Source organism: Pseudomonas sp. JV414 (assembly GCF_032424305.1).
GTDB classification, from domain to species: Bacteria; Pseudomonadota; Gammaproteobacteria; order Pseudomonadales; family Pseudomonadaceae; genus Aquipseudomonas; species Aquipseudomonas lini.
The window spans coordinates 216,828-238,546 of record NZ_VYKC01000016.1 but is presented as its reverse complement, the minus strand read 5'-3'; the positions used below and the strand labels follow the sequence as shown (position 1 = coordinate 238,546).

Sequence of the window (21,719 nt, the reverse complement as noted above, 5' to 3'; positions counted from 1 at the left end):
CTAATAAGATGGCATTGAAATCCCCCGCGTTTCGTAAAAAATTTCCGTTGTTGGTTACCGGCAGTCTGCTGGCCCTGCAACCTCTAGCCACTTCGTTCGTGGTCGCCGCGGAACAGTATGACTGCTCAGTCTCTGCTTCGGGTGCCTGGGACTGTGCGCCTAAGGCACCGGCTGCTGCATTGCCGCCACGCCCCGTCCATGACGGCAGCGCAGTTTCCGCCACTGGCGAAGCTCCGGCCGACACCGCAGACACTGGCGCCAAACCCGTACTGGTTACCGAGTCCAAGGGCCGCGGCCTGAAGTCGCGTAGTGAAGACTACAGCCACCTCGACTGGGTTCCGCGCGAGAAGCTCACTGCAGCGCAATTGGCCGAAACCGGTCCTTACTGCGCTGGTTCCTATATCGAACCGATTCGTCCTGGCATGAATGACAAGACGAATAAAAGTGACGCTCCGACCTTTCTCGGTGCAAAAGCCTCTCGCTACAAGCAGGATGAGCAGGTCGCTACCCTGGCCGGTGACGTGGTCATGCGCCAGGGCAGCATGCAGGCCGAAGCCGACGAAGCGAACCTGTACCAGGCCGAAAGCCGTGGCGAACTGAGCGGCAACGTGCGCATTCGCGACAATGGCGCACTGATCGTGGGCGACCACGCCGACGTGCAACTCGACACCGGTGAAGCCAAGATCGACAACGCCGAATACGTGATGCACAAATCGCGTATCCGCGGTAACGCGCTGTACGCCAAACGTGCCGAGAACGCGATCATCCGCCTCAAGGATGGTACGTACACCACGTGCGAACCGGACAGCAACGCCTGGCAGCTCAAGGGCAACAACATCACCTTGAACCCGGCTACCGGTTTCGGTACCGCGACCAACGTGACGCTGCGGGTCAAGGACATTCCGGTTCTGTATACGCCGTACATCTACTTCCCGATCGACGACCGTCGCCAGTCCGGCTTCCTGCCGCCGACCGTCGGCACCGGCAGCGATACCGGCTTATTGCTGGTCACCCCGTATTACTTCAACCTGGCACCGAACTACGATGCCACGTTGTACCCGCGCTACATGGGCAAACGCGGCCTGTTGATGGAAGGCGAATTCCGCTACCTGACCAAGTCCAGCGAAGGTCAGTTTGGCGCCGCCTACCTCAACGACGAGGAAACCGAGCGCAGCAAGCAGACCGATTACGAAAAAACCCGCTACATGTACAACTGGCAGCACAAGGGTGGTCTGGACTCGCGCGTCTTTACGCAGGTCGATTACACCAAGATCAGCGATCCGTATTACTTCCAGGATCTGCAGAGTGATCAGATCGGTGTGAAAAGCTCCGATTACGTGAACCAGCAGGGTTCTGTCAGCTATCGTGGCGACAGTTATGTCGCTCGTTTGAATGCCCAGGCTTATCAGCTGGCGACCGTTTCGAACATCACGCCGTATGATCGTTTGCCGCAGATCACCTTTAATGGTCAGCTGCCGTATCATCCGGAAGGTCTGAACTTCGATTACGAAACAGAGGTTGTGCGGTTTGACCGAGACCTGAAAACGGGTCAGTTCACCGATGAGGAAGGCACCGCGTCGCCTCGTCTGGACACCAACGTATTCGGCCTTGCCCGCGCCAACGGCGACCGCCTGAACCTCAAGCCAGGGGTCAGTCTGCCGCTGAACTGGACGTATGGTTTCCTGAAGCCATCGCTCAAGTATCAATACACCCAGTACCAGTTGGATCTCGACGGTAAGGGTAAAGCCGACATCGCCAATCAAGGCGCTGAAGGCGACCGACTCAACGGCACCTTCAGCAGCAACCAGAACCGTGGTGTTCCGATTGCGAGCATCGACAGCGGCCTGTACTTCGATCGCGACACGCAATGGTTCGGCAAGAACTATCGCCAGACCCTGGAACCTCGCCTGTTCTACCTCTATGTACCTGAGGAAGACCAAGCGGATATTCCGGTATTCGACACCGGCGAATACACCTTCAACTACGCCTCGCTGTTCCGCGATAACCGCTTCTCCGGCTCCGACCGTGTCGGCGACGAGAACAAGTTGTCGCTGGGTGTGACCAACCGCTGGATCGAAGAAAACGGTTTCGAACGTCAACGCATCAGCGTCGGCCAGGCCTTGTACTTCAAGGACCGCGAAGTCCAGCTGCCAGGTATCGATGCGAAAACCCGCGACGATGCTCATGCCAATGTCTCGCCGTATGCACTGGAATACGAATACCGCTGGAACCGCGATTGGCGCACCACTGCCGACTACAACTGGGACCCGGACAGCCGCAGCCCTCGCTCGGGCAGCGCGATGTTCCACTACCAGCCTGAAGACAACCCGAACAAGGTCATCAACGCCGGTTATCGCTATCGCAATGACCAGATTCGTTATGACCAGAACACCGGTCAATGGCAAGTGGGCGGTGGTGACTACGGCACCCCGGGCCAACCTGGCTACGTGAAGGACTACTACAAGATCAAACAGCACGACTTCTCGGTGATCTGGCCGATCGTGCCGCAGTGGAACGCTATCAGCCGCTGGCAGTATGACTACAACCGCAACCGTACTCTGGAAGCTTTCGGTGGTTTCGAATACGACAACTGCTGCTGGAAATTGCGCCTGATCAACCGTTACTGGGTCAGCTATGACGAGTTCAGTCAGAACGCCCCGGAAAACGAAAAAGGCGACCACGGCATCTTCCTCCAAATTGTTCTGAAGGGACTCGGCGGCCTCACCGGCGCCAAGGTAGAGAGCTTCCTCGACAAAGGCATCCAAGGTTATCGTGAACGTGAAGACCAAGCTTTCTGATTGTCTGCGCCCGCTGATGCTGGGCGCGCTGTTCCTGGGTACCGCGGCCAACGCCGCGGTACAGTCCATCGATAAAGTGGTGGCCATCGTCGACAACGACGTGGTCATGCAGAGCCAACTGGACCAGCGTGTTCACGAAGTTCAGCAAACCATCGCCAAACGCGGTGCTGCCGTACCGCCCGCAGGCGTGCTGGATCAGCAGGTGCTCGAGCGTCTGATCGTCGAAAACCTGCAACTGCAGATCGGCGAGCGTTCCGGCATCCGCATTACCGATGAAGAACTGAACCAGGCTGTCGGCACCATTGCCCAGCGCAATAACATGTCGATTGAGCAATTCCGCTCCGCTTTGTCTCGTGACGGCCTGTCTTATGACGACGCTCGCGACCAGATCCGCCGCGAAATGATCATCAGCCGTGTACGTCAGCGCCGTGTAGCTGAACGCATCCAGGTGTCCGAGCAGGAAGTGAAGAACTTCCTCGCTTCCGACCTTGGCAAGATGCAGCTGTCCGAAGAGTTTCGTCTGGCCAACATCCTGATTCCTACGCCGGAAAGCGCCAATTCCGACGCAATTCAGAATGCCGCCAAACAAGCCGACGCGGTTTACCAGCAGCTCAAGCAAGGCGCTGACTTCGGTCAGTTGGCAATCGCCAAATCCGCCAGCGAAACCGCGCTGGAAGGCGGCGACATGGGCTGGCGTAAAGCCGCTCAACTGCCACCTCCGTTCGATCGCCTGCTGGGCACTATGGCAGTGGGTGACGTGACCCAGCCAATGCGTACACCGGGCGGCTTCATCATTTTGAAGATCCTCGACAAGCGTGGCGGCGAAGCCCAGGTGCGTGACGAAGTGCACGTGCGTCACATCCTGGTCAAGCCGAGCCCGATCCGCGACGAAGAAAAAACCAAAGCCCTGGCTCAATCGCTCTATTCCCGCATCGAAGCGGGCGAAGATTTCGGTGAGCTGGCGAAAAGCTTCTCGGAAGACCCGGGTTCCGCCCTCAACGGTGGCGACCTGAACTGGATCGACCCGAATGCACTGGTGCCTGAATTCCGCGAAGTAATGGCCAAGACCCCACAAGGTCAGCTGTCCAAGCCGTTCCAGACCCAATATGGCTGGCACGTTCTGGAAGTCCTTGGCCGCCGCGCCACCGACAGCACCAGCCAGGCCCGTGAGCAGCAAGCGATGACCGTACTGCGTAACCGCAAATACGATGAAGAGCTGCAAACCTGGCTGCGCCAGATCCGTGACGAAGCGTATGTAGAAATCAAGCTCCCTGGTGCAGACCAGGCAACGCAGTGAAACCCAAGCGTTTCGCGTTGACCCCCGGCGAACCGGCCGGCATAGGTCCTGACCTGTGCCTGCTGCTCGCCTCGCAAGCCCAGCCATACCCTCTGATTGCCATTACCAGCCGCGACCTGCTCATCGAGCGGGGCGCGCAGCTGGGCGTGGTTGTCGATCTGCTGCCGGTAACGCCAGACAACTGGCCAGATATTCCAGCCCCGGCCAACAGCCTGTATGTGTGGAATACGCCGCTTAACGCCAAGGTCATCGCCGGGCAACTGGACAAAGCCAATGCGGCTTTCGTTCTGGAAACCCTGACGCGTGCTGGCCAGGGCTGCCTGGACGGGCATTTCGCCGGCATGATCACCGCCCCTGTGCACAAGGGCGTGATCAATGAATCCGGAATCGCCTTTTCCGGGCACACGGAATTTCTCGCTGACCTGACTCATACCGCGCAAGTGGTGATGATGCTCGCCACCCGCGGCTTGCGCGTGGCATTGGTCACCACTCACCTGCCCCTTCGCGAGATTGCCGATGCAATCACACCGGAGCGCCTGGAGCGGGTCACGCGGATCCTGTACGCCGACCTGCAAGAAAAATTCGGCATCGCCCAGCCACGCATCCTGGTGTGCGGGCTTAACCCGCACGCCGGTGAAGGCGGTCACCTGGGCCATGAAGAAATCGACATCATCGAACCTACATTAGAGCGCCTGCGCGGCGAGGGCATGGACCTTCGCGGTCCCCTGCCCGCCGACACTCTGTTTACCCCCAAATATCTGGAGCACTGCGACGCGGTGCTGGCGATGTACCACGACCAGGGCCTGCCCGTGCTGAAATACAAAGGCTTCGGCGCGGCAGTCAACGTGACCCTCGGCTTGCCGATCATCCGCACATCGGTCGACCACGGCACTGCCCTGGATCTGGCCGGTAGCGGCAAAATCGATACCGGCAGCCTGCAAGTCGCCCTGGAAACCGCCTATCAGATGGCCGAGACCCGTTTATGACCGAGCATTACCAACACCGGGCGCGTAAGCGCTTCGGCCAGAACTTCCTGCATGATGCCGGCGTTATCGACCGCATCCTGCGTTCCATTCATGCCAAACCCGAAGACCGTCTGCTGGAAATCGGCCCGGGCCAGGGCGCACTGACCCAAGGCCTGCTCAACAGCGGCGCCCAACTGGACGTGGTGGAGCTGGACAAGGACCTGGTTCCGATCCTCAATCAGCAGTTCGCCGGCAGGAGCAATTTCAACCTGCACCAGGGTGATGCGCTGAAGTTCGACTTCACCAGTCTGAACGCAGCACCGGGCAGTCTTCGGGTAGTCGGCAACCTGCCGTACAACATCTCTACGCCGCTGATTTTCCACCTGCTGCATAACGCCAGCCTGATCCGCGACATGCACTTCATGCTGCAAAAGGAAGTGGTCGAACGTATGGCGGCCGGTCCTGGTGGCGGTGACTGGGGTCGCCTGTCGATCATGGTTCAGTATCACTGCCGGGTCGAACATCTGTTCAACGTTGGCCCTGGCGCATTCAATCCGCCGCCGAAGGTCGATTCGGCCATCGTGCGTCTGGTGCCTCACGCGGTACTCCCGCACCCAGCCAAAGATCACAAACTGCTGGAACGCGTCGTGCGCGAAGCCTTCAACCAGCGCCGTAAAACATTGCGCAACACACTCAAATTGCTGCTGAGCAACGCCGAAATCGAAGCCGCCGGCGTCGATGGCAGCTTGCGCCCCGAGCAGCTCGATCTGGCTGCCTTCGTGCGCCTGGCCGACAAGCTCAGCGAACAAGTCCTACAAAAGCCTGTCACCGACTGAAAGGCGATGAGCGCTATCGGGTAGGACGCCACTCTGGTTTACTACCCGATACTTGGCCTAGACTGAGTTCTATCAGCTATGCCCCGCGTCCCGCTTCGTTTCTAAGGCCTTTTGCATGTCCGATCCTCGTTATCAGGTCGACGTCAGCGTCGTCACCCGCTATCTGGCAGAACAATCGCAACCCGAGCAAAATCGCTTTGCCTTCGCCTACACCATCACCGTGCAGAACAATGGCCTGGTGCCCGCCAAACTGCTTTCACGGCACTGGGTGATCACCGACGGTGACGGGCATGTCGAGGAGGTTCGCGGCGCAGGCGTCGTCGGCCAGCAGCCGTTGATCGACGTGGGCAAGAGCCACACTTACAGCAGCGGCACTGTCATGACCTCCAAGGTCGGCACGATGCAAGGCACTTATGAAATGATCGCCGACGACGGTAAACACTTCGATGCTGTCATCGCTCCGTTTCGTCTGGCAGTACCCGGAGCCCTGCACTGATGGCGACGTATGCCGTCGGCGACTTGCAAGGTTGCCTTGAACCGCTGCAATGCCTGCTCAAGCAAGTCGCCTTCGACCCTGCCCGGGACCGTCTATGGCTGGTGGGCGACCTCATCAACCGTGGCCCACAGTCGCTGGAAACCTTGCGCTTCCTCTTTAGCATCCGCGAATCGCTGATCTGTGTACTCGGCAATCATGACCTGCACTTGCTGGCCGTCGGGCAAAACATCGAACGCCTGAAGAAGGCCGACACGCTGCGCGAAATTCTTGAGGCACCCGATTGCGGGGAGCTGCTGGAGTGGGTTCGGCAACAAAAGCTCATGCATTACGACGAACAACGCGATATCGCCCTGGTCCATGCCGGCATCCCGCCTCAATGGTCGCTGCGCAAAGCCTTGAAGTGCGCCGCCGAAGTCGAAGAAGCCCTGCACGACGACAACCGCTTCGCACCTTACCTTGACGGTATGTACGGCAACGAACCGGTGAAATGGGACAACGACCTCAAAGGCGCGGCGCGCTTGCGAGTCATCACCAATTATTTCACCCGGATGCGCTTTTGCACCAGTGACGGCAAGCTTGATCTCAAGGGCAAGGAAGGCATCGACACCGCACCGCCGGGTTATGCGCCGTGGTTCACCCACAAGGAGCGCAAGACCAAAGGCCTGAAGATCATCTTCGGCCACTGGGCGGCGCTCGAAGGCCAGTGCAACGAGCCGGGTCTGTTTGCGCTCGACACTGGTTGCGTCTGGGGTGGCGCCATGACCCTGATGAACGTCGACACCGGCGAGCGCCTGCAATGTAAATGCGACGCCCATGGCCACGCTCGGCCGGCTGTCGCCGCCTCTATTCCCGAACAAACGTCAGCCAGCGCCCCGCGCTAGACTGCGCTTTCAGCCGAGCCACAGGAGCCCGCCATGAGCGAATTCAAACGTATCCCCCCAGAACAGGCCCAGGCCCTGCGCGAACAAGGCGCGGTGGTGGTCGATGTCCGCGATCCGGCAACTTTTGCCGCGCTGCACATTGCCGGCTCCAAGCACCTGGACAATCATTCTCTGCATGCTTTCATTCAGGGCGCTGACCTGGACGCGCCGACGGTAGTGGTCTGCTATCACGGAAATTCCAGCCAGGGCGCGGCCGCTTACCTGATCAGTCAGGGCTTCTCCGACGTCTACAGCATGGATGGCGGTTTTGAGCTGTGGCGTACGACCTATCCTTCGGAAACGGCGCAAGGCACTTCCGAATAATTTTTTTCAAGGCGCGCAAGGCCCGGCCCCCGTGGGCTCGCGCGCTGGCTGACGAACGGTCTGCCACAACTAATTACTTATTGCGCCTTTACCTTCAAGATTCCGAACTATCCTTAAGCGCAGGCCATCCAAAACAGGGGAGAGCCGGTACACCGGCGCGCGGGTCATCGGGAGTAGCTTTCGGGGTTGATACCCTGAAGGTGTTCTGGGGGGTAAACAGCAACTGCATATTCAGTTGCTTGCCAGCATCGACTGACTGATCCGGCGTCGGCTCCACGTATCGAGCGAGGTGACGTCATGAGTATCTTTAGCCACTTCCAACAACGCTTCGAGTCCACACGCCAGGAAGAATTCTCCCTGCAGGAGTACCTGGAACTGTGCAAGAAGGAGCGTAGCGCCTACGCCTCCGCCGCCGAGCGTCTCTTGCTGGCCATCGGCGAACCGGAGCTGCTCGACACCTCGACCAACTCGAGGCTGTCGCGAATCTTTTCCAACAAGGTGATCCGCCGCTATCCGGCCTTTGAGGACTTCCACGGGATGGAAGAATGCATCGACCAGATCGTGTCGTATTTCCGCCATGCCGCTCAGGGCCTGGAAGAGAAGAAACAAATCCTCTATCTGCTGGGCCCTGTCGGTGGCGGTAAATCGTCCCTGGCCGAAAAGCTGAAACAGCTGATCGAGAAGGTGCCCTTCTACGCGATCAAGGGTTCGCCGGTTTTCGAGTCGCCTCTGGGTCTGTTCAACGCCACCGAAGATGGCGCGATCCTCGAAGAAGACTTCGGCATTCCCCGGCGCTATCTCAATACCATCATGTCGCCATGGGCCACCAAGCGCCTGGCCGAATTCGGCGGCGATATCAGCCAGTTCCGCGTGGTGAAACTCTACCCATCGATCCTCAACCAGATTGCGGTCGCGAAAACCGAGCCGGGAGATGAAAACAACCAGGACATCTCGGCACTGGTGGGCAAGGTCGATATCCGCAAACTGGAAGAGTTCCCGCAGAACGACGCCGATGCCTACAGCTACTCGGGGGCGCTGTGCCGGGCCAACCAGGGCCTGATGGAGTTCGTCGAAATGTTCAAGGCACCGATCAAGGTGCTGCACCCATTGCTGACGGCCACCCAGGAAGGCAACTACAACAGTACCGAAGGCCTGGGGGCGATTCCGTTTACCGGGATCCTGCTCGCCCACTCCAACGAATCGGAATGGCACACCTTCCGTAACAACAAGAACAACGAAGCGTTCATCGACCGGATCTATATCGTCAAAGTGCCGTACTGCCTGCGCGTCAGCGACGAGGTGAAGATCTACGACAAGCTTCTGTTCAACAGCTCGCTGGCCAAGGCCCATTGCGCGCCCGACACTCTGAAAATGCTCGCTCAGTTCACCGTGCTCTCGCGCCTCAAGGAACCGGAAAACTCCAACATCTACTCCAAGATGCGGGTGTATGACGGCGAAAACCTCAAGGACACCGATCCGAAGGCCAAGTCGATCCAGGAATACCGCGATGCAGCCGGTGTCGACGAAGGCATGAACGGTCTGTCGACCCGCTTCGCCTTCAAGATTCTGTCGAAGGTCTTCAACTTCGATCCGCACGAAATCGCCGCCAACCCGGTACATCTGCTCTACGTGCTGGAACAGCAGATCGAACAGGAACAGTTCCAGGCCGAGACCCGCGAACGCTATCTGCGCTTCCTGAAAGAGTACCTGGCGCCGCGTTATATCGAATTCATCGGCAAGGAGATCCAGACTGCCTACCTCGAGTCTTACAGCGAGTACGGCCAGAACATCTTCGATCGCTACGTGCTGTACGCCGACTTCTGGATTCAGGATCAGGAGTACCGCGATCCGGAAACCGGCGAGATCCTCAACCGCGTAGCCCTGAACGAAGAACTGGAGAAAATCGAAAAACCGGCCGGCATCAGCAATCCGAAGGATTTCCGCAACGAAATCGTCAACTTCGTACTGCGCGCCCGAGCCAACAACAACGGCAAGAACCCAACCTGGCTCAGCTACGAAAAACTGCGGGTGGTCATCGAGAAGAAAATGTTCTCCAACACCGAGGACTTGCTGCCGGTCATCAGCTTCAACGCCAAGGCCAGCAAAGAGGACCAGCAGAAGCACAACGACTTCGTCACACGGATGGTCGAGCGGGGCTACACCGACAAACAGGTACGACTGCTGTCCGAGTGGTACCTGCGGGTCAGAAAATCCCAGTAACCCGCTGCCGGTCAGACCGGTTGTCGTTAGCCCGAGGCCTGTTTGCGTTTTTTCTGTTACACAGGCCTCTGGAGGTGTCCGAAATTCGGTAGAGAGGTTCAGGCAGCATCCAAAGCGTTTGGAGGAGCGTGCCCCCCCCAAGCTCTGGCTTTATTTGCTGCGTTAACGCTCGCCCTTTCAGGACAGCTTCTAAGGAGCAGTCATGAGCTATGTGATCGACCGACGTCTCAATGGCAAGAACAAGAGCACGGTAAACCGCCAGCGGTTTCTGCGGCGCTACCGTGATCACATCAAAAAGGCCGTCGAAGAGGCGGTCGGCCGGCGCTCCATTACCGATATGGAACACGGCGAGCAGATCAGCATTCCCGGCCGCGATATCGACGAGCCAGTGCTTCACCACGGTCGTGGCGGCAAGCAAACCATCGTGCACCCGGGCAACAAGGAATTCACCAGCGGCGAGCACATTGCCCGTCCACCCGGAGGTGGCGGCGGCAGAGGCCCCGGCAAGGCCGGTAACACGGGTGAAGGGATGGACGAATTCGTCTTCCAGATTACCCAGGAGGAATTCCTCGAATTCATGTTCGAGGACCTTGAACTGCCTAATCTGGTCAAACGCCACCTGACCGGCACCGACACCTTCAAGACCGTACGCGCAGGCATCAGCAACGAGGGCAACCCGTCACGGATCAACATTATCCGCACGCTGCGTTCGGCCCATGCCCGGCGCATTGCCTTGTCCGGCAGCAGCCGGGCGAAATTGCGCGAAGTCAAAGAAGAACTGCTGCGGCTTAAACGGGAAGAACCGGACAACTTCGGCGATATCCAGGAGCTTGAAGCAGAAATCGAGAAGCTCAGCGCGCGCATTCACCGAGTGCCGTTTCTCGACACCTTCGACCTCAAGTACAACCTGCTGATCAAGCAGCCGAACCCCAGTTCCAAAGCAGTGATGTTCTGCCTGATGGACGTATCCGGCTCCATGACCCAGGCGACCAAGGACATCGCCAAACGCTTCTTCATCCTGTTGTACCTGTTCCTCAAGCGGAACTACGACAAAATCGACGTCGTGTTCATCCGCCACCACACCAGCGCCCGTGAAGTGGATGAGGAGGAGTTTTTCTACTCCCGGGAAACCGGCGGCACCATCGTCTCCAGCGCTCTGAAACTGATGCAGGAGATCATGGCCGAGCGTTATCCGAGCAATGAATGGAACATCTATGCCGCCCAGGCGTCCGACGGCGACAACTGGAACGACGATTCGCCGATCTGCCGCGACATCCTGATCAATCAGATCATGCCGTTCGTGCAGTACTACACTTATGTTGAGATTACCCCGCGCGAACATCAGGCCTTGTGGTTCGAGTACGAACGCATCGCCGAAGCCTTCTCTGACACTTTTGCCCAGCAGCAACTGGTCTCGGCCGGGGATATCTATCCGGTCTTTCGTGAACTCTTCCAGCGCAGGTTAGTGACATGACCGCCAAAGAGCAGAAGCGCCAACCCATTTCCACCGGCTCCGAATGGACATTCGAGCTGATCCAGGCCTACGACCGCGAAATCAGTCGTCTCGCGGCCCGCTACGCGCTGGATACGTATCCCAACCAGATCGAAGTGATCACCGCCGAGCAGATGATGGACGCCTATGCCTCTGTCGGCATGCCCTTGGGTTATCACCATTGGTCCTATGGCAAACATTTCCTCAGCACCGAAAAGTCCTACAGTCGCGGCCAGATGGGACTGGCCTACGAGATTGTGATCAACTCAGACCCCTGCATTGCCTATCTGATGGAAGAAAACACCATCTGCATGCAGGCGCTGGTGGTGGCTCATGCGTGCTATGGCCATAACAGTTTCTTCAAAGGCAACTACCTGTTCCGCACCTGGACCGACGCCAGCTCGATCATCGATTACCTGGTGTTCGCCAAGCAGTACATCATGCAGTGCGAAGAACGCCACGGCATCGACGCGGTAGAAGACCTGCTCGATTCCTGCCATGCGCTGATGAATTACGGCGTCGACCGTTACAAACGCCCTTATCCGATTTCCGCCGAAGAAGAACGCCGTCGGCAGAAGGATCGGGAGGAGCATCTGCAGAAGCAGATCAACGATTTGTGGCGGACCATTCCAAAAGGCGCGGACAAGTACAGCGATAAGGACAACGCACGCTTCCCCGCCGAACCTCAGGAAAATATCCTGTACTTCATCGAAAAACACGCGCCGCTGCTGGAGCCCTGGCAGCGCGAAATCGTGCGGATCGTGCGCAAGATCGCCCAGTATTTTTATCCACAGCGCCAGACCCAGGTGATGAACGAAGGCTGGGCCACGTTCTGGCACTACACCTTGATGAACGACTTGTATGACGAAGGCCTGGTCACCGAAGGCTTCATGATGGAGTTCCTGACTTCCCATACCAGCGTGGTCTTTCAACCCGGCTTCGACAGCCCCTACTACAACGGCATCAACCCCTACACCCTGGGTTTTGCCATGTATCGCGATATCCGCCGGATATGTGAAGCGCCCACCGAAGAGGACTATCGCTGGTTTCCGGAAATCGCTGGCACCGACTGGCTGTCCAGCATCAAATTCGCCATGAGCAGCTTCAAGGACGAGAGTTTTATCCTGCAGTACCTGTCACCCAAAGTGATCCGCGATCTCAAGCTGTTCAGCATCCTCGATGACGATCAGAAGGACGATCTGCTGGTTCCGGCGATACACGACGAGGACGGCTATCGAACCATTCGTGAAACCCTGGCAGCGCAATACAACCTGGGCAATCGCGAACCCAACATACAGATCTACAGCATTGACCGGCGTGGCGACCGTTCCCTGACCTTGCGTCACCAGCAACACGACCGCAAACCGCTGGGTGATTCCACCGACGAAGTGCTCAAGCACCTGCACCGCCTCTGGGGCTTCGACATTCACCTGGAAACCCTGCAAGGGGATCAGGTGATGAAAACCCACCATGTTCCGCCCAGAAGCGAACATGGCGAAGGGGATTACGGCCGACTGGACCTGGCAGTCATTCATCTTTGATCCTGTTTTTCTGCCTCCGGAAGTTCGACGCAAAGGTTATTCTGTCGGGCTAACGGAGGTTTTTTATGCAGATTTATAAAGTCGGTGGTGCAGTACGCGATCGCCTGCTGGGCAAGCCTGTCACCGATATCGACTGGGTCGTTGTGGGCGCCACCACCGAAGAAATGCTCGCCAAGGGCTTTCGTCCGGTGGGCGCGGACTTCCCGGTGTTTCTTCACCCCAAAAGCGGTGAGGAATACGCCCTCGCCCGCACCGAACGCAAAAACGGGCGCGGCTACGGCGGCTTCATCTTCCACGCCAGCCCCGACGTCACCCTCGAAGAAGATCTGATTCGTCGCGACCTGACGATCAACGCCATGGCCGAAGACGATCAGCAGAACCTGACTGACCCTTACCATGGTCAACGGGATCTCGAGGCTCGCTTGCTGCGTCACGTTTCCCCCGCGTTCGCCGAAGATCCGCTCCGTGTTCTGCGCGTTGCCCGCTTCGCCGCGCGTTATGCGGAACTGGGTTTTACCGTCGCCCCCGAGACATTGGAGCTGATGCGCCAACTCACCGAATCGGGTGAATTGGAGGCATTGACCCCCGAACGCAGCTGGAAAGAAATCGCTCGCGCGCTGATGGAAGACCAACCTCAAGTATTCATCAAGGTGCTGCGTGAATGCGGCGCCCTCAAGGTACTGATGCCGGAAGTCGACGCGCTGTTTGGTGTACCGCAACCCGAAGCCCATCACCCGGAAATCGACACGGGCGTGCATACCCTGAGCGTGCTGGAGCAAGCGGCGCTGCACAAACAACCGCTGACCGTACGCTGGGCTTGCCTACTGCATGATTTGGGCAAAGGTTTGACGCCCGAGGAAGAATGGCCCCGCCACATCGCCCACGAGCACAAAGGCCTGAAGCTGATCAAAGCGGTCAATGAACGCTTCAAGGCACCGAAGGACTGTCAGGAACTGGCGCTGCTGGTGGGCGAATATCACACCCACGGCCATCGTGCGCTGGAACTGAAACCGTCGACCTTGCTGGAGTTGCTGCAGAGTTTCGACGTCTATCGTCGACCTCAGCGCTTTGAGGAGTTTATCGCGGCGTGCGAGATGGACGCCCGGGGGCGTAAAGGCCTGGAACAGAGAAGTTATCCACAGGCGGATTATTTGCGTGGCGCAGCAACTGCGGCGCGAAGTGTTGCCGTTCAGCCATTGCTGGAGAAGGGATTCAAGGGACCGGAGTTGGGCGAGGCGATCAAAGGCGAGCGGCTCAAGGCGCTGAAGGCTTACAAAGCGGCGGCGCCTACTTGAAAAGCATCGCGGGCAAGCCCGCTCCCACAGGTACGAGTCGTTTGTCGATTATGTAAACAACGCTAACTTGTGGGAGCGGGCTTGCCCGCGATGGCGTCATCCGCCTCACAGCAAATTCAAAGGAGTCAGCTGCTCACCGCGCCACTCAAAAGCCACCGGCGCCAACACCTGATCGATCTGCGCCTCAGCCCACAGGGTCGCAAAGCTCTTGCCTACGCCCGGATGCACACGATCCGGCGCAATCAGCGACAACGGCCACAGCACGAAAGCATTTTTCAGAATCTCTGCCCGGGGCAAAACCAAGCCATCGAAGTTGCCCACCAGATCGCCAAACAGCAGCACGTCGATATCCAGCGGCAAGCCCTTGCGGTCCGGCGCGTAACGGCCGTTATCCGCTTCGATGAATTTCAACCGTCGATCCAGCTCCATCAGTGGCAGATCGGTGAAGGCCGAGACCACAAAGTTGAAAAACGGGCCGCTCTTGATCCCCACCGGCTGGCTTTCGAATACCGCCGAGCAGCGCATATCCACCAGGAAACCCGCCAGGGCGTCCAGGCCTGCCTGCAAATGGGATTCACGCTCGATATTGCTACCGAGCCCGAGGTACACCTGAGTCAGCGACATCCGCGCTCGATCTCCACGCCCACACCACCCGTGGCAGCCGGGATGGCACCTGGCTTGGTCAGTTTGAGGCGCATCCAGGTGATCTTGAATTCGCTCATCAGCACTTCCGCCAGACGCTCGGCAAAGGTCTCGACCAGCTGGAACTGCGCCTGCTCGGCAAACGCCTGAATGCGCGACGAAACGCTCGCGTAGTCGAGCGCCAGGGCCAGGTCATCACCGGCGGCGGCCGGACGATTGTCCCAGGCGAAGCTCAGATCAAGTCGAAGACACTGTCGGATGCCTCGCTCCCAGTCGTAGGCACCGATCACGGTGTCGACTTCCAGGCCCTCGATAAACACTCTGTCCAAGCACTTCTCTCCACTGCACGACAAGGGCGCAATGCGCCGTTAGAATCAGGGCGTCCTCGCCCGGAATAGTTAGCATGTTTTGGTTACTGGCGATCCTCGCCTACCTGCTCGGCTCTCTGTCCTTCGCCATTTTGCTCAGCCGCCTGACCGGCAACCCCGATCCGCGAATGAGTGGCTCGGGCAATGCCGGTGCCACCAACATGTTGCGTCTGGCCGGCAAGAAACTCGCCATCCTGACCTTGCTCGGCGACCTGAACAAAGGCCTGCTACCCGTATTGATCGCAGGTGCAGCGGGCCTTTCACTGCAGCAACAGGCCTGGATCGGCGTCTGTGCCGTTATCGGTCACCTGTTTCCGCTGTACTTCCGCTTTCGCGGTGGCAAGGGCGTCGCCACCGCAGCCGGCATGCTGCTGGGGCTCTACCCGCCCGCCGCGCTGCTGGCGGTGTGCGCCTGGTCGCTGACGTTCTACCTGACCCGCACCAGCTCACTCGCCGCCCTGATTGCCACACCATTGACCTTGCCACTGCTTGCCTGGCAAGAACCGGCGGCATTGCTGCCCATGTGCGCGCTCACGGGTCTGATTGTCTGGCGTCATCGCGGCAATCTACGCGACCTGTTTGCCGGGCGCGAACGGCATTTTTAAATACCGCACGTGAGCGCCGCTCATCACAGCGCCGACAGTTGCTCCATCGGCCAGCGCGCCTGCACGCTGATCGCCAGGCTTTCATGCTGACCCGCCTGCAAACGCTGGCAGCCAGCAAACGCAATCATCGCGCCATTATCGGTGCAGAATTCCGGACGGGCATAAAACACATCGCCCTTCATGTCGCCGAGCATTTTCTCGAGTGAAACCCGCAGCGCTTTGTTGGCGCTGACGCCCCCTGCGATCACCAGACGCTTGAGACCCGCCTGTTTCAGGGCACGCTTGCACTTGATGGTCAAAGTCTCCACCACGGCCTGCTGGAACGCCAGCGAGATGTCGCAACGGGCTTGCTCGCTGTCGTCCCCGGCGCTGACGCTCTGCTGCCAGGTGTTCAGCGCAAAGGTTTTCAGGCCGCTGAAGCTGAAAGCCAAGCCTGGACGATCACACATCGGACGCGGAAAAGTGAAACGCCCTGCAACGCCCTGCTCTGCCAGACGAGCGATCTCCGGGCCGCCCGGATAATTCAGGCCCATCATCTTCGCGGTTTTATCGAACGCTTCGCCGGCAGCATCGTCGAGGGTCTCGCCCAAGAGCGTGTATTGGCCGATCCCGTCGACCTGAACCAACTGCGTATGACCACCCGACACCAACAAAGCGACGAACGGGAACTCCGGTGGTTGCGACTCCAACATCGGCGCCAGCAAGTGACCTTCCATGTGGTGCACCCCCAAGGCCGGAATGCCCCAGGCAAAGGCCAGCGCCTGGGCGCAGGAAGCCCCCACCAGCAAGGCTCCGACCAGGCCAGGACCCGCGGTATACGCGATGGCGTCGATCTCGGTTGGCACACAGCCGGCCTCGGCCAGGACCTGACGAATCAAGGGCAGCATGCGTTTGACGTGATCACGCGAAGCCAGCTCCGGCACCACGCCGCCATAGGCACGATGCAGATCGATCTGACTGAACAGCGCGTCGGCCAACAGCCCGCGCTCACTGTCGTAAAGTGCGACACCGGTTTCGTCGCAAGAGGTTTCTAATCCCAGTACTAGCATGGGTTTGCGCCTTGTAGAGGCTGAATTCGAAGGCGCGCATAATAGTCGTCGCGTGATGCCCCGACCAGCGGTTTTCGATCAGAGGCTTTGCATTCCGAGCGATGAGGGGTTAACATCCGCAACCCTTAAAAACCGACGTCTTCAAGTGCTCTTTTGCCGCGAGGATGTTGACCCCGGTAATGAATGAAGGTAGCTCTGGATGCCAGCCGTCAAAGTAAAAGAGAACGAACCCTTCGACGTAGCTCTGCGTCGTTTCAAGCGCTCCTGCGAAAAAGCCGGTGTACTGGCTGAAGTTCGTAGCCGCGAATTTTACGAGAAGCCAACTTCTGAGCGTAAGCGTAAAGCAGCAGCCGCTGTTAAGCGTCACGCCAAGAAAGTTCAGCGCGAACAGCGCCGCGCCGTTCGTCTGTACTAATACACAGACGATCGTAGCAAGCTTCTGCCAAGCCCGGCTCTCAGCCGGGCTAATGGCATTTGCGGACAACGCTTGATGCTTCACCGTCAAAGCCGCAGACGCGACCGAGACAAATCTGCTTCACAGCGTCAGACCTGGCTCTTTTGCCAGCGGTGCACGTCTTTTCTGACGAGCCTTCCAAGGCTACTGACGAGCACACCCACTGATTCCTCTCACGACGATCAGCCCAAGGCACCTTCTTGCGTGCCCGCTTATGAGCTATCCGAGGCCAATGACTGGCCGTCGCCGGATTCAGCGAAACACTTTCAAATAGTCGAATACTGATTGGTACTAACGTCAGTGGATTTTCGGCAGATACACTTCCCGACAGCGATTACGCAGACGACACCGGTCGAGCCGCACACCCTGCGCGCCTCAAACAACGACCCGCGTTTGGCCGCCCTTCGTTTTGGGTCCATTTCAGCGCAGATGACGAGAACGCCATGGCCGGGCTAATTCCCCAGAGCTTCATTGACGACCTTCTGAACCGCACCGACATCGTCGACGTGGTCAGCTCGCGCCTGCAAATGAAAAAAGCCGGCAAGAACTACACTGCCTGCTGCCCGTTTCACAAAGAGAAAACCCCCTCCTTCAGCGTCAGCCCCGACAAACAGTTCTATTACTGCTTCGGCTGTGGCGCTGGCGGTAACGCCCTCGGCTTCATGATGGACCATGACAACCTGGATTTCGTCCAGGCTGTCGAAGAGCTGGCCAAAGCCGCCGGCATGGAAATTCCCCGCGAAGAAAGCGGCCGGCCGCACAAACCGCGCCAGCCTACTGATTCGCCGCTGTATCCGCTGCTCACCGCTGCCGCCGACTTTTATCGTCAGGCCCTGAAAAACCATCCGTCGCGCAAAGCCGCCGTGGATTATTTGAAGGGTCGTGGACTAACGGGTGAAATCGCCCGGGATTTCGGCCTCGGCTTTGCCCCACCCGGCTGGGACAATCTGTACAAGCACTTGAGCAGCGATACCCTGCAGCAAAAGGCCATGATCGATGCCGGCCTGCTGATCGAGAACGCCGAAACCGGCAAGCGCTATGACCGCTTCCGCGATCGCGTGATGTTCCCGATTCGCGACAGTCGCGGGCGCATCATCGCCTTCGGCGGCCGAGTGCTGGGCGACGACAAGCCGAAATACCTGAACTCACCGGAAACCCCGGTATTCCATAAGGGCCAGGAACTCTACGGCCTTTATGAAGCACGCAAGAACAACCGCAACCTCGACGAAATCATCGTCGTCGAAGGCTATATGGACGTCATCGCCCTCGCCCAGCAAGGCCTGCGCAATGCCGTCGCAACCTTGGGCACCGCCACCAGCGAAGAGCACTTGAAGCGCCTGTTTCGCGTCGTGCCCAACGTACTGTTCTGCTTCGACGGCGACCAGGCGGGACGAAATGCCGCCTGGCGGGCGCTGGAGGCAACCCTGCCTTGCCTGCAGGACGGACGCCGGGCGCGCTTTCTGTTCCTGCCCGAAGGCGAGGACCCGGACACCTTGGTCCGCTCCGAGGGCACTGACGCCTTCCGCGCGCGAATCAATCAGCACGCCCAGCCGTTGGCCGATTACTTTTTTCAACAGTTGACCGAGGAATCGGACCCGCGCTCCCTCGAAGGCAAGGCCCACATGGCCACCCTCGCTGCGCCGCTGATCGACAAAGTCCCGGGCGCCAACCTGCGCATCTTGATGCGCCAGCGCCTGAGCGAAATTACCGGGCTTAGCGGTGAAGCCGTGAGCCAACTCGTGCAAAGCACGCCTCAGCCTCAGGAAGCGCCACCCGCTTACGATCCGGGCATCGATTACGACGCCATGCCGGATTACAGCGACTACCATCAGCCGCAGGCGCAAGAGATGTACGCGCCGCAGCAGGAATGGACGCCGAAAAAGCCTGGCGCAGGCGGCAAGAAGTGGGACAAGAAGCCGTGGGACAAGAACGGCAAACGTGGCGGCGATCGCGATCAACCGCGCGCGCCAAGGGTGCCGGCCGCTGTAGAGCCGCCCACCCTGGCCGCCTTGCGCACGCTACTGCATCACCCGCAACTGGCTGAGAAAGTCGAGGATGCCGGGCACTTCGCTGCCGAGGACCATACCAACACGCAACTGTTGGTCGCCCTGCTCGAAGCCGTACAGAAGAATCCCAAGCTAAACTCATTTCAACTGATTGCGCGTTGGCACGGCACCGAACAAGGCCGACTGCTCAAAGCGCTGGCAGAAAAGGAATGGCTGATTGATGGAGATAACCTTGAACAACAGTTTTTCGACACCATTACTAGCTTGTCAGCCCGCCAACGCGAGCGAAACCTGGAACAACTTCTTCGAAAAGCACGTCAAAGTGAATTGAGCACCGAAGAGAAAAATCAACTGCGCGACCTTTTAAGTCGCAATGTTTCCGCATCAAGCCCGACCTCAACTGGCGCGTGAGGTCATAGCTCAGGTATAATCCTCGGCTTGTTTTTTGCCCGCCAAGACCTTCAGTGGATAGGGTGTTATGTCCGGAAAAGCGCAACAGCAGTCTCGTATCAAAGAGTTGATCACACTTGGTCGTGAGCAGGGCTACCTGACTTACGCTGAGGTCAACGACCACCTGCCGGAGGATATTTCAGATCCGGAACAGGTGGAAGACATCATCCGCATGATTAATGACATGGGGATCAACGTATTCGAGGTTGCGCCAGATAAGGATTCCCTTATGCTGGCCGACGCCGATACCGACGAAGCCGCGGCCGAAGAGGCAGCAGCAGCGTTGGCAGCGGTCGAGACCGACATTGGTCGCACCACCGACCCAGTGCGCATGTACATGCGTGAAATGGGTACGGTAGAGCTCCTCACACGTGAAGGCGAAATCGAAATCGCCAAACGTATTGAAGAGGGCATCCGCGAAGTGATGGGCGCAATCGCGCACTTCCCTGGCACGGTTGACCATATTCTCTCCGAGTACACTCGCGTCACCACCGAAGGTGGCCGCCTGTCCGACGTCCTGAGCGGTTATATCGACCCGGACGACGGCATTGCGCCGCCTGCAGCCGAAGTGCCACCGCCTGTCGACCCGAAAGCAGCTCCAGCTGCCGACGACACCGACGACGATGACGCCGAAGCAAGCGATGACGAAGAAGAAGCCGAAAGCGGCCCGGATCCGGTCATCGCCGCACAGCGTTTTGGCGCTGTCTCCGATCAGATGGAAATCACCCGCAAGGCGCTGAAAAAGCACGGTCGTGGCAACAAGCTGGCAATCGCCGAGCTGATCGCCCTGGCTGAGCTGTTCATGCCGATCAAACTGGTGCCGAAGCAATTCGAAGGCCTGGTCGAGCGTGTTCGCAGTGCCCTGGATCGTCTGCGTCAGCAAGAGCGCGCGATCATGCAGCTGTGCGTTCGTGATGCCCGTATGCCGCGTGCCGACTTCCTGCGCCAGTTCCCGGGCAATGAAGTCGACGAAAGCTGGACCGATGCACTGGCCAAAGGCAAAAGCAAATACGCTGAAGCCATTGGTCGCCTGCAACCGGACATCATTCGTTGCCAGCAGAAGCTGACCGCGCTGGAAACCGAAACCGGTTTGACGATCGCCGAGATCAAGGACATCAACCGTCGCATGTCGATCGGTGAGGCCAAGGCCCGCCGCGCGAAGAAAGAGATGGTCGAAGCGAACTTGCGTCTGGTGATCTCCATCGCCAAGAAGTACACCAACCGTGGTCTGCAGTTCCTCGATCTGATCCAGGAAGGCAACATCGGTTTGATGAAAGCGGTAGACAAGTTCGAATACCGCCGCGGCTACAAATTCTCGACTTATGCCACCTGGTGGATCCGTCAGGCGATCACTCGCTCGATCGCCGACCAGGCCCGCACCATCCGTATTCCGGTGCACATGATCGAGACGATCAACAAGCTCAACCGTATTTCCCGGCAGATGCTGCAGGAAATGGGTCGCGAACCGACCCCGGAAGAGCTGGGCGAACGCATGGAAATGCCTGAGGACAAGATCCGCAAGGTATTGAAGATCGCTAAAGAGCCGATCTCCATGGAAACCCCGATCGGTGATGACGAAGATTCTCATCTGGGTGACTTCATCGAAGACTCGACCATGCAGTCGCCAATCGATGTCGCCACTGTTGAGAGCCTTAAAGAAGCGACTCGCGAAGTCCTGTCCGGCCTCACGGCCCGTGAAGCCAAGGTTCTGCGCATGCGCTTCGGTATCGACATGAATACCGACCACACCCTCGAGGAGGTTGGTAAGCAGTTCGACGTGACCCGTGAACGGATTCGTCAGATTGAAGCCAAGGCGCTGCGCAAGCTGCGCCACCCGACGAGAAGCGAGCATTTGCGCTCCTTCCTCGACGAGTGATCACAGAACCCCCGGCCCAGGCCGGGGGTTCTGCTTTATACAGATTAAATGCCCTGTACACCCCCCCCGCCGAATAGCCCGTCTA

The 21,719-nt window shown here is 58.6% G+C and carries 18 protein-coding genes; 15 read left to right on the top strand and 3 right to left on the bottom strand.

Going from position 1 to position 21,719, the window contains the following annotated elements:
• The first annotated feature begins 8 nt into the window (after window positions 1–8).
• The 11 genes from F6R97_RS17530 to F6R97_RS17480 all read left to right on the top strand — a co-directional run bounded on the left by F6R97_RS17530 (window position 9) and on the right by F6R97_RS17480 (window position 14,184).
• A complete protein-coding gene (locus F6R97_RS17530; protein ID WP_315866876.1) occupies window positions 9–2,798 on the top strand; it encodes an LPS-assembly protein LptD in 2,790 nt (929 codons plus the stop codon).
• Window positions 2,779–4,095 carry a peptidylprolyl isomerase SurA gene (gene surA, locus F6R97_RS17525; protein ID WP_038981255.1) on the top strand — a complete coding sequence of 439 codons (1,317 nt, stop codon included), beginning with the start codon at window positions 2,779–2,781 and terminating at the stop codon, window positions 4,093–4,095. Before F6R97_RS17530 ends, surA begins: the two co-directional genes overlap by 20 nt.
• Window positions 4,092–5,081: a 4-hydroxythreonine-4-phosphate dehydrogenase PdxA gene (pdxA, locus tag F6R97_RS17520; protein WP_315866875.1), complete on the top strand. Its 990-nt coding sequence runs from the start codon at window positions 4,092–4,094 to the stop codon at window positions 5,079–5,081. Before surA ends, pdxA begins: the two co-directional genes overlap by 4 nt.
• Window positions 5,078–5,896 (top strand): 16S rRNA (adenine(1518)-N(6)/adenine(1519)-N(6))-dimethyltransferase RsmA, encoded by an 819-nt coding sequence (gene rsmA / locus F6R97_RS17515; RefSeq protein WP_038981253.1) that lies wholly within the window; start codon window positions 5,078–5,080, stop codon window positions 5,894–5,896. Before pdxA ends, rsmA begins: the two co-directional genes overlap by 4 nt.
• A 115-nt stretch (window positions 5,897–6,011) precedes the next feature.
• The gene (apaG, locus tag F6R97_RS17510; protein WP_048397818.1) at window positions 6,012–6,392 is read left to right on the top strand and encodes a Co2+/Mg2+ efflux protein ApaG; all 381 of its coding nucleotides are present in this window, start codon (window positions 6,012–6,014) and stop codon (window positions 6,390–6,392) included.
• Window positions 6,392–7,273, top strand: coding sequence for a symmetrical bis(5'-nucleosyl)-tetraphosphatase (locus tag F6R97_RS17505; protein WP_038981250.1), 882 nt, complete (start codon window positions 6,392–6,394; stop codon window positions 7,271–7,273). Before apaG ends, F6R97_RS17505 begins: the two co-directional genes overlap by 1 nt.
• Window positions 7,274–7,306: 33 nt before the next feature.
• Window positions 7,307–7,636 (top strand): thiosulfate sulfurtransferase GlpE, encoded by a 330-nt coding sequence (glpE, locus tag F6R97_RS17500; RefSeq protein ID WP_030130002.1) that lies wholly within the window; start codon window positions 7,307–7,309, stop codon window positions 7,634–7,636.
• Window positions 7,637–7,933: 297 nt separating this feature from the next.
• A complete protein-coding gene (locus F6R97_RS17495; protein WP_038981248.1) occupies window positions 7,934–9,856 on the top strand; it encodes a PrkA family serine protein kinase in 1,923 nt (640 codons plus the stop codon).
• Window positions 9,857–10,058: 202 nt separating this feature from the next.
• Window positions 10,059–11,330: a YeaH/YhbH family protein gene (locus F6R97_RS17490; protein WP_038981246.1), complete on the top strand. Its 1,272-nt coding sequence runs from the start codon at window positions 10,059–10,061 to the stop codon at window positions 11,328–11,330.
• The gene (locus tag F6R97_RS17485; protein ID WP_038981244.1) at window positions 11,327–12,889 is read left to right on the top strand and encodes a SpoVR family protein; all 1,563 of its coding nucleotides are present in this window, start codon (window positions 11,327–11,329) and stop codon (window positions 12,887–12,889) included. The genes F6R97_RS17490 and F6R97_RS17485 overlap by 4 nt, the downstream gene beginning before the upstream one ends.
• Before the next feature lie 65 nt (window positions 12,890–12,954).
• Window positions 12,955–14,184 (top strand): multifunctional CCA addition/repair protein, encoded by a 1,230-nt coding sequence (locus F6R97_RS17480; protein ID WP_315866874.1) that lies wholly within the window; start codon window positions 12,955–12,957, stop codon window positions 14,182–14,184.
• Between the two features lie 105 nt (window positions 14,185–14,289).
• On the opposite strand, the gene folK is transcribed toward F6R97_RS17480, so the two are convergent.
• Window positions 14,290–14,808: a 2-amino-4-hydroxy-6-hydroxymethyldihydropteridine diphosphokinase gene (gene folK / locus F6R97_RS17475; RefSeq protein ID WP_038981241.1), complete on the bottom strand. Its 519-nt coding sequence runs from the start codon at window positions 14,806–14,808 to the stop codon at window positions 14,290–14,292.
• Window positions 14,799–15,155 carry a dihydroneopterin aldolase gene (gene folB, locus F6R97_RS17470; RefSeq protein ID WP_038981239.1) on the bottom strand — a complete coding sequence of 119 codons (357 nt, stop codon included), beginning with the start codon at window positions 15,153–15,155 and terminating at the stop codon, window positions 14,799–14,801. The genes folK and folB overlap by 10 nt, the downstream gene beginning before the upstream one ends.
• 74 nt (window positions 15,156–15,229) lie before the next feature.
• Here folB and plsY point away from each other — a divergent pair, with 74 nt between their 5' ends.
• Complete coding sequence (plsY, locus tag F6R97_RS17465; RefSeq protein ID WP_038981236.1) at window positions 15,230–15,799, top strand: glycerol-3-phosphate 1-O-acyltransferase PlsY; 570 nt, start codon at window positions 15,230–15,232, stop codon at window positions 15,797–15,799.
• A gap of 23 nt (window positions 15,800–15,822) precedes the next feature.
• Here the strand turns inward: plsY and tsaD are convergent, their stop codons facing one another.
• On the bottom strand, window positions 15,823–16,848 hold the full coding sequence (tsaD, locus tag F6R97_RS17460) for a tRNA (adenosine(37)-N6)-threonylcarbamoyltransferase complex transferase subunit TsaD (protein ID WP_038981234.1): 1,026 nt from the start codon (window positions 16,846–16,848) through the stop codon (window positions 15,823–15,825).
• 199 nt (window positions 16,849–17,047) lie between these two features.
• On the opposite strand from tsaD, the gene rpsU reads away from it, so the two are divergent.
• From rpsU to rpoD, 3 genes are all read left to right on the top strand, one after another.
• On the top strand, window positions 17,048–17,263 hold the full coding sequence (rpsU, locus tag F6R97_RS17455) for a 30S ribosomal protein S21 (protein ID WP_002551877.1): 216 nt from the start codon (window positions 17,048–17,050) through the stop codon (window positions 17,261–17,263).
• Window positions 17,264–17,745: 482 nt separating this feature from the next.
• Window positions 17,746–19,719, top strand: coding sequence for a DNA primase (gene dnaG / locus F6R97_RS17450; protein WP_038981227.1), 1,974 nt, complete (start codon window positions 17,746–17,748; stop codon window positions 19,717–19,719).
• 67 nt (window positions 19,720–19,786) lie between these two features.
• A complete protein-coding gene (rpoD, locus tag F6R97_RS17445) occupies window positions 19,787–21,634 on the top strand; it encodes an RNA polymerase sigma factor RpoD (RefSeq protein WP_038981225.1) in 1,848 nt (615 codons plus the stop codon).
• Window positions 21,635–21,719 lie beyond the last annotated feature (85 nt).